The 13,651-nt window shown below is 37.6% G+C and carries 12 protein-coding genes; 7 read left to right on the top strand and 5 right to left on the bottom strand.

What is annotated here, in order from left to right:
• The first annotated feature begins 40 nt into the window (after positions 1–40).
• From rpe to trpS, 3 genes are read left to right on the top strand one after another with little or no spacing between them, the layout of a single operon-like run.
• Positions 41–712: a ribulose-phosphate 3-epimerase gene (gene rpe, locus DK861_RS05285; RefSeq protein WP_109399444.1), complete on the top strand. Its 672-nt coding sequence runs from the start codon at positions 41–43 to the stop codon at positions 710–712.
• Positions 712–1,422, top strand: coding sequence for a phosphoglycolate phosphatase (locus DK861_RS05290; RefSeq protein ID WP_109399445.1), 711 nt, complete (start codon positions 712–714; stop codon positions 1,420–1,422). The genes rpe and DK861_RS05290 overlap by 1 nt, the downstream gene beginning before the upstream one ends.
• Position 1,423: 1 nt before the next feature.
• Positions 1,424–2,452 carry a tryptophan--tRNA ligase gene (gene trpS, locus DK861_RS05295; RefSeq protein WP_109399446.1) on the top strand — a complete coding sequence of 343 codons (1,029 nt, stop codon included), beginning with the start codon at positions 1,424–1,426 and terminating at the stop codon, positions 2,450–2,452.
• A 75-nt stretch (positions 2,453–2,527) separates the two neighbouring features.
• Here the strand turns inward: trpS and yiiM are convergent, their stop codons facing one another.
• Together yiiM and sodA are read right to left on the bottom strand one after the other, a co-directional pair.
• The gene (gene yiiM, locus DK861_RS05300) at positions 2,528–3,202 is read right to left on the bottom strand and encodes a 6-hydroxyaminopurine reductase (protein ID WP_006534376.1); all 675 of its coding nucleotides are present in this window, start codon (positions 3,200–3,202) and stop codon (positions 2,528–2,530) included.
• Between the two features lie 114 nt (positions 3,203–3,316).
• Complete coding sequence (gene sodA / locus DK861_RS05305) at positions 3,317–3,940, bottom strand: superoxide dismutase [Mn] (protein WP_072065043.1); 624 nt, start codon at positions 3,938–3,940, stop codon at positions 3,317–3,319.
• A gap of 372 nt (positions 3,941–4,312) precedes the next feature.
• Here sodA and acs point away from each other — a divergent pair, with 372 nt between their 5' ends.
• The 4 genes from acs to DK861_RS05325 all read left to right on the top strand — a co-directional run bounded on the left by acs (position 4,313) and on the right by DK861_RS05325 (position 10,411).
• Positions 4,313–6,271, top strand: a complete 1,959-nt coding sequence (acs, locus tag DK861_RS05310) for an acetate--CoA ligase (RefSeq protein WP_109399447.1) — start codon at positions 4,313–4,315, stop codon at positions 6,269–6,271.
• 159 nt (positions 6,272–6,430) lie between these two features.
• Complete coding sequence (locus DK861_RS05315; RefSeq protein WP_109399448.1) at positions 6,431–6,742, top strand: DUF485 domain-containing protein; 312 nt, start codon at positions 6,431–6,433, stop codon at positions 6,740–6,742.
• Positions 6,739–8,394 (top strand): cation acetate symporter, encoded by a 1,656-nt coding sequence (locus DK861_RS05320; RefSeq protein WP_072065045.1) that lies wholly within the window; start codon positions 6,739–6,741, stop codon positions 8,392–8,394. The genes DK861_RS05315 and DK861_RS05320 overlap by 4 nt, the downstream gene beginning before the upstream one ends.
• Positions 8,395–8,827: 433 nt before the next feature.
• The gene (locus tag DK861_RS05325; RefSeq protein WP_109399449.1) at positions 8,828–10,411 is read left to right on the top strand and encodes a phosphoethanolamine transferase; all 1,584 of its coding nucleotides are present in this window, start codon (positions 8,828–8,830) and stop codon (positions 10,409–10,411) included.
• 24 nt (positions 10,412–10,435) lie between these two features.
• On the opposite strand, the gene DK861_RS05330 is transcribed toward DK861_RS05325, so the two are convergent.
• Genes DK861_RS05330 through DK861_RS05340 form a run of 3 tightly spaced genes read right to left on the bottom strand, consistent with a single transcriptional unit; the run spans position 10,436 to position 13,275 of the window.
• Entirely contained in the window at positions 10,436–11,125 is a 690-nt protein-coding gene (locus DK861_RS05330; RefSeq protein WP_109399450.1) for a lactate utilization protein C, read from the bottom strand.
• 3 nt (positions 11,126–11,128) lie between these two features.
• A complete protein-coding gene (locus DK861_RS05335) occupies positions 11,129–12,547 on the bottom strand; it encodes a LutB/LldF family L-lactate oxidation iron-sulfur protein (protein WP_109399451.1) in 1,419 nt (472 codons plus the stop codon).
• Positions 12,538–13,275 carry a (Fe-S)-binding protein gene (locus DK861_RS05340; protein ID WP_072065048.1) on the bottom strand — a complete coding sequence of 246 codons (738 nt, stop codon included), beginning with the start codon at positions 13,273–13,275 and terminating at the stop codon, positions 12,538–12,540. The genes DK861_RS05335 and DK861_RS05340 overlap by 10 nt, the downstream gene beginning before the upstream one ends.
• Positions 13,276–13,651 lie beyond the last annotated feature (376 nt).

A 13,651-nucleotide genomic window follows, 5' to 3' on the forward strand; every position in this document is an offset into this window, starting at 1 on the left:
TAACACTTCCCGACAATGGGAGTGTTGTCTGGAGAATGCGATGAAAGATTTTCTGATTGCCCCTTCTATTTTATCTGCTGATTTTGCTCGTCTGGGTGAAGATACTGAAAAAGTACTCGCTGCGGGCGCTGATGTTGTCCACTTTGATGTTATGGATAACCACTATGTTCCTAATCTGACCTTTGGTGCGCCAATTTGTAAGGCATTGCGCAACTACGGTATTACAGCCCCCATTGATGTTCACCTAATGGTAAAGCCCGTTGATCGCATCATCCCTGATTTTGCAGAAGCAGGCGCAACTTATATTTCATTTCATGCAGAAGCCAGTGACCACGTTGACCGTACCATTCAATTAATCAAAGATTGTGGTTGTAAAGCGGGCTTAGTGCTTAATCCAGCAACCCCATTAAACTATCTCGACTATGTTATGGATAAATTAGATCTTATCCTGCTGATGTCTGTTAACCCTGGTTTTGGTGGCCAATCATTTATTCCTAACACTCTCGATAAATTACGCCAAGTTCGTAAGATGATTGATGATGGTGGTTATGACATTCGTTTAGAAATAGATGGCGGTGTCAAAGTCGATAATATTGCTGAAATTGCCCAAGCGGGTGCAGATATGTTTGTTGCAGGTTCGGCTATTTTCAATCAGCCTGACTATAAACATGTTATCGACAATATGCGCCATGAATTAAAAAAGGTATCGTAATGACAGATAAAAAACTCAAAGGTATCCGTGCTATCGCCTTCGATCTCGATGGCACACTCACCGACAGCGCAGTGGGGCTTACAGAAGCAACAGATTACGCATTAAAAGCAAAAGGCTTTCCTCCTGCTGGAAAACATAACGTCACTATTTGGGTGGGTAATGGCGTTGATATGCTACTTACGCGTGCTTTGCATAATGCTGGCGTTGAGGATGTCACTGAAGCCTTATTAAAAGAAATGCGTGATCTTTTTGATGAACATTATGCAACTTCCGTCAAAACAGGCAGTGATTTATTCCCACACGTTAAAGAAACCCTTGAAGTATTAGCTTCACATAATATTCCATTAGGTATCGTCACCAATAAACCGTCACCATTTATCGCTCCACTATTACAACAACTGGAAATTGATAAGTATTTCTCCTTGGTGCTAGGAGGAGACGATGTTAAAGAAAAAAAACCGCATCCAGCACCATTATATTTAACAATGGGTACATTTGGTGTTAAAAAGGAAGAACTCCTTTTTGTTGGGGATTCTCGCAACGATATTATTGCAGCACAAGAGGCACAATGCCCTTGCGTAGGTTTAACCTATGGCTATAACTACGGCGTATCTATTGCAGACAGCAAACCTGATTTTACTCTCGATAATTTTGCTGATTTGCTCTCTATCCTCGATATCACGCCAATGACAACTGTGGAACAGAATTAAAATGACGACTTCAGTAGAAAAAACGGCACAAAAGCCAATTGTATTCAGTGGTGCACAACCTTCTGGTGAATTAACTATCGGAAATTATATGGGTGCGCTACGTCAATGGGTACAAATGCAAGATGACTATGATTGTATTTACTGTATCGTTGACCAACACGCTATTACAGTACGCCAAGATCCTAAAGAGCTAAGAAAAAGAACCTTAGATACACTCGCTCTGTACCTCGCTTGCGGTATTGATCCAGAAAAAAGCACTATTTTTGTTCAGTCACATGTTCCACAACATGCACAATTAAGCTGGGCACTTAACTGCTATACCTATTTTGGTGAATTGAGCCGAATGACTCAATTTAAAGATAAGTCAGCGCGTCATGCTGAAAATATCAATGCAGGGTTGTTCGATTATCCTGTATTAATGGCAGCCGATATTCTGATTTATCAAACAAACCAAGTCCCTGTTGGTATCGACCAAAAACAACATCTTGAATTAAGCCGTGATATTGCTCAACGCTTTAACGCTATTTATGGCGATATCTTCACTGTACCCGATCCTTTTATTCCAAAAGGTGGTGCGCGCGTGATGGCATTACAAGATCCAACTAAAAAAATGTCTAAGTCTGATGATAACCGTAATAACGTTATCGCATTGCTTGAAGATCCTAAATCAGCAGCTAAAAAGATCAAACGTGCAATGACAGACTCAGAAGAGCCACCTCGTGTTATTTACGATCTTGAAAATAAAGCGGGTGTATCTAACTTATTAGATATTTTAGCGGGTGTAACGGGTAAAACTATTCCTGAATTAGAAGCTGAATTTGAAGGCAAAATGTACGGTCATCTAAAAGGTGCTGTCGCAGATGCGGTCTCTGAAATGCTAACCAACATTCAAGAACGATTTAACACATTCCGTAATGATGAAGCATTACTTAATAAAATAATGAAAGAAGGTGCAGATAAAGCTAAAGCTCGCGCTCAAGCAACCTTAGACAAGGTTTATGACGCAATCGGGTTTATTGCTCATCCGTAATTTCCTTTTAATACATAAAAAACACCTCTCCTATTTTGAACTGACCCCAGTTCATTTTTAGAGAGGTGTTTCTTTTTATTCCTTAAACAAGCGTCGATTAAAACTTTCAATAGTTTGATTTTGCAATCTTAACTGCATAGTCTTGCTCCAACTCGCAGATAATCCTGCGGCACTTAATAACCGACGATAAAGTTCTTCATCAAAAGGCATATGAAAAGCAATTGAAATCGCCTCTTTCACAGAGACATCACTGTTTCTTGAAACCAAAATAAGAGGATGATGACTACCTGTTTCTCCTGTACTCACAACTCGGTATAACCAACCACAATAACCACTATCTTGCATAATTTGCGAAAAATTACTGACGTCTGTCACCGTGTTAAGTTTATAGCAAGGAGAGCGAGGCTGAGTAACTTGAATTAATGTGGTTCCCCATTGATAAATATCACCAATAAAAACATTTTCTTCTGTCATGCCTGTTGTTGAGATATTTTCACCAAATGCAGGAGCATGAAAAAAATCCGTCAATTGTGGGAATTGCTCAGCCCAATAAAGATAGTGTTCTTTAGGATAGTGACAAAGTGCGCGATCAGGGCCACCGTGAAAACTCTTTTCAGCTTGCTCATCTCCTTCTAATCCCAATGAAGTGAGTTTGATATGACCGTCCACCAGCCTTTTGGTGATCGCACTGGTAAATCCATTAGACGTTGTTGTGATGCTGCCGATAAAAACACTAGGAAAATAACGCATAGCTCACTACCTAAACAGAAAACAATGTCCCATAGTAAAGAGAGTGTTCAAAAGAAACAATGCCGACATATGTCGGCATTGAAAATATAAAAAGAAAGGAAGCTATTTACTCAATTATGCTTTACTTTGAAAACGTTTTTGCGCTTCATCCCAGTTAACAACGGACCAGAACGCTTTAATATAATCAGGACGGCGATTTTGATATTTCAAGTAATAAGCATGCTCCCACACATCTAACCCTATAATTGGGTAACCAGATGCGCCAGCTAACTCTTCACCCATTAATGGGCTATCTTGGTTTGCTGTAGAAACTACCGCAAGTTTGCCATCGTCTTTTAATACCAGCCAAGCCCAACCAGAACCGAAACGGCTAGCTGCTGCTTTTTCAAATAACTCTTTAAAAGCCTCAACGCTACCAAAATCGCGCTCAATTGCCTCTTTTAGTGAACCTTGTAATTGAGTACCTAGCTTCAGCCCTTTCCAGAATAATGAATGATTAGAGTGACCACCTGCGTTATTACGTAAGAATGTACGTTGATCAGCAGGTACTTTATGAAGATTTTTAACTAATTCATCAATTTCTAAGCCAGCAAGCTCAGGTAATTTTTCTAATGCTGTATTGGTATTATTCACATAAGTTTGATGATGCTTAGTGTGGTGAATTTCCATTGTACGCTCATCAAAATGAGGTTCTAACGCATCATAAGCATAAGGCAGTGCAGGTAATGTATAGCTCATATTAATCTCCAGTGCTGTTTTATCTTGGATCACACCATGTGATTTATCTTTTCATTTCATTATAGTGAAAAAAACGTTAATGAAAATCATTATCATATCCATGTTGTTATTGTGGTTTTTTTATCCAGCACGGTTAAATTAATTTTCATAGTATATTATTTTAATTATAAAGCCTTCTATTAAACAATAATCCTATTAAACGAGAAAATAGTAGATTAATCATTCATCACTAGCTTTCGCACTATTTGAACATTCCATAAAAAGCATTTCCATTAATTCGTGATCTTCTGCGCAAAAAAGAAACAATCTTTATTTCCCCTCTTTTGTTAACGACTTTTTGACATAGTATTAACAATAGTGAGGAGAACTATTATGACAAAAATAAACCAACATCATATTCCTGCAAGCATTGCAGAACACGCCCTGATCAATAAAGAGCAATACCAAAAAGACTATGAATTATCTATCAAAAACCCTGAGGCCTTTTGGGCAGATAAAGGGAAAATCGTTGACTGGATAAAGCCATATACTGTGGTAAAAAATACATCCTTTGACCCAGGCCATGTACGCATTCGCTGGTTTGAAGATGGACAACTAAACATCAGCCAAAACTGCCTTGATCGCCATCTTAAAACACGAGGTGATCAAGTCGCCATTATTTGGGAAGGTGATTCACCTAATGAGTCAAAAAAAATTACTTACCGACAACTTCACCACGATGTTTGCCAATTCGCTAACGTATTAAAAAACTTAGGTATTAAAAAAGGCGATGTCGTGGCGATTTATATGCCTATGGTGCCAGAAGCCGCAGTCGCTATGCTTGCTTGTACTCGTATTGGTGCTATCCATTCTGTTATTTTTGGTGGTTTCTCCCCTGAAGCGGTTGCTGGCCGGATCATAGACTCAAAAGCTAAATTAGTCATTACAGCTGATGAGGGATTACGAGCGGGTCGCGCTATTCCTTTAAAGAAAAATGTTGATGATGCATTAAACCACGCTGATATTCCGCCGATTAATCACGTAGTGGTATTTCGCCGCACAGGACATACCGAACAATGGATTGATGGACGTGATGTTTGGTGGGATGAAATCATCCAAGATGTCAGTACAGAATGTGAAGTCGAAGTTATGGATGCAGAAGATCCTCTCTTTATTCTGTATACCTCAGGTTCAACAGGCAAACCTAAAGGTGTACTGCACACTACAGGGGGCTATCTCGTTTATGCTTCAATGACCTTTAAATACACCTTTGATTATCATGAAGGCGATATTTATTGGTGTACCGCTGATGTGGGTTGGGTAACAGGCCATAGCTACTTACTGTATGGCCCACTTTCAAATGGTGCGACTACGGTTATGTTTGAAGGTGTTCCTAATTACCCATCAGTTAACCGTATGGCTCAAATCGTTGATAAGCACCAAATCAACATTCTGTACACAGCCCCTACCGCAATTCGTGCGCTAATGGCTGAAGGCGATAAAGCGATTGAAGATACTCAACGCACCTCTCTACGGATCCTTGGCTCTGTAGGTGAACCTATTAATCCGGAAGCCTGGGAATGGTTCTATCAGAAAATGGGACGTAGCCAATGCCCGATTGTTGATACATGGTGGCAAACAGAAACGGGTGGTTTCATGATAACCCCACTACCGGGTGCTATGAATTTAAAACCAGGTTCAGCAACACGTCCATTCTTCGGCGTTCAACCTGCCATTGTCGATAATATGGGAGAAGTACAGCAAGGGGCTTGTGAAGGCAACTTAGTGATTACTGATTCTTGGCCGGGTCAAGCAAGAACACTTTTTGGTGATCACGACCGTTTTGAACAAACTTACTTCTCAACCTTTAAAGGTATGTATTTCTCTGGTGATGGAGCGCGCCGAGATGAAGATGGTGACTATTGGATAACAGGACGTGTTGATGATGTCTTGAATATTTCAGGTCACCGTTTAGGAACAGCAGAGATTGAATCTGCTCTTGTTGCACATCCTAAAATTGCAGAAGCCGCAGTAGTGGGTATTCCTCACAATATTAAAGGACAAGCCATTTATGCTTATGTCACTTTAAATCACGGTGAAGAACCAACCCCTGAACTTTATACTGAAGTTCGCAACTGGGTACGTAAAGAAATTGGACCAATAGCGACACCAGATATCCTACATTGGACAGATTCCTTACCTAAAACACGATCAGGGAAAATTATGCGCCGAATCTTGCGCAAAATTGCCTCTGGTGACACAACTAACCTCGGAGATACCTCAACACTCGCTGATCCGGGTGTTGTAGAGAAACTGTTAGAAGAAAAACAGTCTCTATCACTCACCGCTTAATACACAACAAAATAGCTGTCATTTAAAAAACGTAATACGACAAAGCAAAGACATGAAAATGTCTTTGCTGGGCGCTCTTACCTAAAAATCATGAAATGCAGGGGATTGAAGCCTCTAAATCAAGTGATAAACCAAACAATTATATAGAGGAGAACTCTGATGAATGCCAATATTTATCAAGAGATAGAAAACAACCCTCGCTTTAAAGAACTGGTTAATAAACGTAGTCGTTTTTCATGGACACTTTCAATTATTACGCTCGTTATGTATGTCTTGTTTATCTTACTTATTGCATTCTATCCACAGTGGTTAGGTACACCACTATATGAAGGAAGCTACATTACACGAGGTATTCCTATTGGTATTGGCTTAATTATTGCCTCATTTCTATTAACAGGTATTTACGTAATCAAAGCTAATACTGAATTTGACAAACTTACCGCTGAAGTTATTGAAGAGGTAGAAAAATGAGAAATTTACTCTATGCAATAAGCTTATTTTTCCTTTCTTCAACAGTGGTTTATGCTGCTGCAATAACAGAAGGAGGTGAAAAACAACCGATGAATATTCAGGCTATTATTATGTTTCTGATATTTGTCGGATTAACGCTTTATATTACTTATTGGGCCTCTAAACGTACTCGTTCACGTTCAGATTACTATACAGCTGGAGGGAAAATTACTGGCTTTCAAAATGGGATGGCAATTGCCGGTGATTTTATGTCTGCCGCATCCTTTTTAGGGATCTCCGCTCTGGTTTATACCTCGGGTTATGATGGACTTATCTATTCAATTGGATTTCTAATTGGTTGGCCTATCATTCTTTTTATCATTGCTGAACGCTTACGTAATTTAGGGCGTTATACCTTTGCGGATGTTGTCTCGTATCGCTTAAGCCCTAAACCTGTAAGAACTCTCTCTGCTATTGGATCACTGGTTGTCGTTGCCCTTTATCTAATTGCACAAATGGTGGGTGCCGGAAAATTAATCGAACTCCTTTTCGGTTTAAACTACCATATTGCTGTTGTGCTTGTTGGTATTCTAATGGTGCTATATGTTTTATTTGGAGGCATGTTAGCCACCACTTGGGTTCAAATCATTAAAGCTATTTTATTACTTGCAGGTGCAAGTTTTATGGCTGTTATGGTGATGAAAGCTGCCGATTTCAATTTCAATACCTTATTTAAAGAAGCCGTTAGTGTTCACTCAAAAGGGTTCTCTATCATGAGCCCTGGTGGATTGGTTTCTGATCCTATATCGGCTCTCTCTTTAGGTCTTGCTTTAATGTTTGGTACAGCGGGACTTCCTCATATCATCATGCGCTTCTTTACTGTTAGCGATGCAAAAGAAGCCCGTAAGAGTGTTTTCTATGCAACAGGTTTTATTGGTTATTTCTATATTCTTACTTTTATCATTGGTTTCGGCGCTATCTTACTCGTTAGCCCTAATCCTATGTTCAAAGATGCCACTGGCGCTTTAATTGGCGGAACCAATATGGCGGCCGTTCACTTAGCGGATGCAGTCGGCGGTAATTTCTTCTTAGGCTTTATTTCAGCTGTTGCCTTCGCCACTATTTTAGCCGTTGTTGCGGGACTAACTTTAGCGGGCGCATCTGCGGTATCGCATGACCTCTACGCTAATGTAATTAAAAATGGCCATGCAGATGAAAGACAAGAGCTAAAAGTATCTAAAATTACTGTAGTTATCTTAGGTATCGTCGCTATCGGCTTAGGTATTTTATTTGAAAAGCAAAATATTGCCTTTATGGTAGGGCTAGCATTCTCAATTGCGGCAAGCTGTAACTTCCCAATTATATTGTTATCTATGTATTGGAAAGGACTTACAACACGAGGAGCTGTGGCGGGAGGATGGTCTGGTTTACTCGTTGCTGTCACGTTGATGATCTTAGGGCCAACAATTTGGGTTAGTATTTTAGGTCATGAAAAACCAATCTACCCTTATGAATATCCGGCATTATTTTCAATAATTATTGCTTTTATTATCTCATGGCTTTTCTCTATTACAGATAAATCATCTTTAGGTGAGCAAGAAAAAGCAAAATTCCAAGCTCAGTTTATCCGTTCTCAAATTGGCTTGGGTATTGAGCAAGGTAAACAGCACTAACAGCCAGAAATAATGTAATCTTTCTTAATAAAAAGAGCCGCAAAGTGAATTCCAACTTTGGGGCTCTTCAATTCCAATCATTTTTATTAATTATCATAAAACCTTGCCCCTATTTCTATCATTTACTTATTTATAATATTTTTAAGCTTTAACTACATATCTATACGATTTTTATATAACTTATTATCAACTACTCTACCGGTATAAAGAGAAAAATAAAATAAATTAAAATCAATTAATTACAAACAAAAAGTAAACATAATTTATTTGTCACATGACTTATTAATAAAGCTAAAGTGCCCAAAATAATGAGAAAGAAGCATAATAATATCAATTTCAGACACACTTCAGACAAACAAGGCTTGTATTATCAAAAAGTAAATGATTAACTTTTTATTTTATATAAAAAGAGATGGTAGTTTTTAAATAGATTATGTCTTGGCAAACTCATTACGCACTTTTATTTTTCTTATCTATAGCACCTGCAGCATTGGGTGGTTCAACGCTGTATATAGAACAAAAAATCTATATTGTTCTTATTGGTTGGCTACTTATGCTGATGTGTAGTGGCATTTATCGTTACTTTTTGGGGAAAATAATAACCTTTGTTATTAGTGCACTATGGTCTTTAAACCTTTCTATTTCTCTATTTTTCTATCGTGAACATGATATTGCCTTTTCATCATCCATTGCTGAAACTTTTATTAATACTAACAGTAGCGAAACTGTCGGTATGCTCTCTTATAATAAGTACTATGTCTTATTTTATATATGTGCTTTTGCCGTTTACTATTTTTTTATCCATAAAGCGGCTCAAGTATCTGATCTAAAAACGACAAAAAAAAGTGTAACTGCTTTTGTTATATTAATCGCCATTATTCCATTTTATAAAAGCTTAGCATTAAGAAACGATAACAACAGTAAACTACTAGCAGAATATACTCTTCTGAATACACCTTTTTATAATGCAGCAGCACTTGTCCGAACTCTCCACGAAAATCGCAAAATTAGAAGAATTCCCGCTCAAAAAGTTGAGTTCCAATATAATAAAAATAATGATAATACAGAAATTTATATCCTGATTATTGGAGAATCCGTTCGCAGAGATCATCTAGGAATTTATGGCTATCAGCACAATACAACACCTAATCTAATGAAAGAAAAGAGTCATCTTATTTTATTCAATCAAGTTTATTCTCCGGCGCCAGTAACCATTCTTTCTGTACCAATTTCACTCTCAAATATAGGATTAGAACAGTTACAAGATAAAAATCATTATGCTGATAATATTGTTTCCCTTGCCAATCATGCCGGATTTAAAACATATTGGCTAAGTAACCAAGGTAAAGGTAATCAAAAAACCAGTGTTATTTCTGTCATTGCTAATATGGCCCAAAATAAAAAGTGGAATGAATTTATCGGTTATGATGAAGAGCTACTTCCTTATTTAGATAGCGCTCTGAAAGAACCCTCTGCACAGAAAAAATTAATCATCTTACATACATATGGTAGCCATGAGCCGGCCTGTAATCGATTTCCAAATCAGTATTTAAAGAAGTTCACGCAAGAAGATGATGATAATTGCTATGACAGCTCTATCGCTTATACAGATAAATTAATTAATGACATCATTGAAAGAGTCAAAGATAAGCCAGCTTCTATTCTCTACTTTTCCGATCATGCTTTACAGCGTCTCGATAAGAATAGAGAGGTTCGTTATCATCATGGCGTAAATACACCACGTAAAGAAGCTTACGATATCCCGTTGTTTATTTGGTATAGCCCCTCAACCACAAAACCAATCATTAGTAATGAGGTGTTAAGCAAACCTTATTCGACAGCAAATAATTATTGGTTATTAAGTAGTTGGCTTGGTATAGAACATCACTCACCAAATAAATGCTATTCACCCTTAGCTGATTGTTATCAGCCGAGATCCCCCATCATGGTCATTGATGGTAATAAAAACCTCTTAAAATATGATTTATTAAGTTCAGAAGAACAAGAGCCACAATAATATATGGCTCCTTACAAAGAATTATTAGCAATCTTCAATCACTATATAAATGGCATTTAAAGAACCATGAACACCAACAACTTTAATTAATTCAATATCAGAGGTACAACTTGGTCCACTGATAATATTAATACAAGAAGGCATTCGGACATCTTTTACTGCTAGTTGATGAAGTTTTTCCGCTAATTGTGCAACTCTCGGTAAAATGGTACTCCTCTTAATAACAAAGAGTGTTGTTTCTGGGATCAAACTAACACTACGTCCTTTATCTGCCCCAGAAAATAAAACAACGCCCCCTGATTCAGCAAGTCCATATTCGGCAAAGACAATCCCCACTTTAGCATTTTTTACATGTTCAATATTTTCTGCACCAACATGGTGATCCCACACACTAACATCACAATGTTGAGATAATAAATCAATAACACCACTTTCTTTTAAACGAGGATCACCCGTCAATATCACTGATGAACCATATTTATTACATAGTGCAAGTAAGCACTGAGGTAAGGCTTCTTGTGTCGTTGTCTCATAATCACTGCCTGCTAATTTAGCGGTATTAAGAAAATATTGATATCGTTCCTCTTCCGATAATTCAGTTAATCTTTCTTCCGGATATGTATTTATTGGTGTTGGTAATGAGTCAGGTATTGTTTTTAATGGTCTTCCTAACTGAGAAGCTAAATGAGATAGGAATGTATGTTTATTATTCATCTCTTATTTCTCCTCTTTTTGATGTTTTTTAAACCAACTACGGAAACTTTCACCATCACCTTGTGGCAAATTTCTTGCTTCAGTCCACGCTTTTAATGCACCTATATTTAAAGGCGTTTTCCCCTCTTTAATAAACCACCTTGCAGCATGAGCTCCCCAATTCATACCAACTTTCCATAATGTAGGATGACGATTTACATAGTTAAATATATCGGTGATCGTACGCTCCGTTGTTGGTGTGATTTTTTCCTTAACCATCACATCTCTATGTTTTTTAATTAAGTTGGATAGTGGGATTTTTACAGGACATACAGAATCACAGGCGGTACATAATGAACACACATAAGGAAGGTTTTTAAAATCTTTATAACCACCTAATAAAGGGGTTAAAACAGCACCAACTGGGCCTGGATAAATAGAGCCGTATCCTTGGCCACCAATATGGCGGTAAGCAGGACAAGTATTCATACAGGCCCCACAACGAATACAACGCAAAATATCTTTAAATTCGGAGCCGATAATTTTTGAACGCCCATTATCAACAATAACAAGATGAAAATCTTCAGGGCCATCAACATTATCTTTTTCTCTAGGCCCTGTAAGCCATGTGTTATAGCCCGTTAAACGTAATCCAACGGCACTGCGTGCTAACATGGTAATAAGAATATCCACCTCTTTAAATGTCGGTGCGATACGCTCCATACCCATCACAGCTATATGTGTTTTAGGTAATGTAGTGCTTAAGCGAGCATTACCTTCATTAGTCACTAAACAAACTGAACCCGTCTCTGCAACTGCAAAGTTACAACCCGTTACACCAATATCGGCAGTAAAAAAATCGTCTCTAATATTTTGACGAACAAAACGAGTCATTTCTTCTGGTGTATCAGAGCCGTTATATCCCAATTTATCATGGAATATTTGACGAATTTGTTCTCTATTTTTATGAATAGCAGGTACAACAACATGCGAAGGCGCATCTTTGGCTTGCTGGAGTATAAATTCTGCTAAATCGGTTTCAATAACTTTAATACCTGCATTCTCTAATGCGGTATTCATACCGATTTCTTCAGTTACCATTGATTTAGCTTTAACAACTTTCTTTGCTTTTTTTTCTTTAGCTACACTGAGAATATATTGCGTTGCTTCTTCTTTTGTTTTAGCAAAGAAAACATGCCCACCATGTTCTTCTACTTTTTCAGATAATTGGTATAAATAAGCATCCAAGTTAACAAGCACATGATCTCGAATTTGCGCTGCTCTATCTCTCCAATCCTCCCAATGTCCAAGATCATCAACCATCTTTTGCCGATTTTTACCAATAGTTTCTTGTGCATTAGCAACGGCTTTTTGCATAACTTCATCATGTACTTGGCGATCGATAAGATCTTTAAAAGGAATAGAACTCGTTCTTAACGACATAATTCCTCCTCATGACTCATCAAGACCTGTGCAATATGTAACACTTTAACAGGGCGTCCTTCTCGCTCTAAACGTCCACCAATATTTAGAAGACAGCTAACATCTGCACCAATTAAATAATCAGGTTTAACATCCATAATATGGTGTACTTTTTCTTTTACCATTTCTCCTGAAATTTCGGCCATTTTGACTGAGAATGTCCCCCCGAAACCACAGCACGTTTCCATATCTTCAAAAGGTAATAATTCAAGACCTTTTACATGCTGTAATAATTTAATAGGTTCTTCTTTAACGCCCATTTTACGAAATAGGCTACAAGATGGGTGATAAACAGCTTTACCTTTAAGACTGGCGCCGACATCAAGAACACCAAGCTGATTTACAATAAAAGAAGTTAAATCAAACATTCTGTTAGCTATTTTTTCAGCTCGCATTGCCCAATCAGGTTCATTAGCTAAATATTTGGAATAACCTTTGATTGCATAAGTACAAGATCCCGCTGGAGAAATAATTGGATAATCATTAACTTCGAAGGTTTCAATAAATTTTTTCATAGCTGGTTTTGCGTTCTCGATATAACCACTATTAATAGCGGGTTGACCACAACAACCTTGTTTTTCAAGAAAATGAACCCGACAACCTAATTTTTCTAGCAGTAATACGCTGTCTCTTGCCATATGGGATTTTAGAGCATCCCCAATACATGTGACATAAAAATTAATATCCATACATTTGCTCCTATTGCTTATCTTTTATACAAAATAGTTTACTGACCGCCATTTATTTATCGTTATATTTGTATGACAATTAATATTGTCACAAAAATGATGTTAAATATATGTTTAATTCTATGTTTTTTTATAATTTGAATCGGTATATAAAACTAACCTAGGTATAGAAATAGGATGGAATAAATTATTTTAAATAAAAACAATTTATTAAAAAGAAATGGAATAGAGGATTAAAAAATAAAAACTCCAAACGCAAAAAAGCCAACCCATTGGGTTGGCTTTCTCGTCTTAATTAATGCCTGGCAGTTCCCTACTCTCACATGGGGAGACCCCACACTACCATCGGCGCTACAACGTTTCACTTCTGAGTTCG

Origin of the sequence: Proteus sp. TJ1640, from assembly GCF_003144445.1 — a bacterium.
GTDB classification, from domain to species: domain Bacteria; phylum Pseudomonadota; class Gammaproteobacteria; order Enterobacterales; family Enterobacteriaceae; genus Proteus; species Proteus penneri.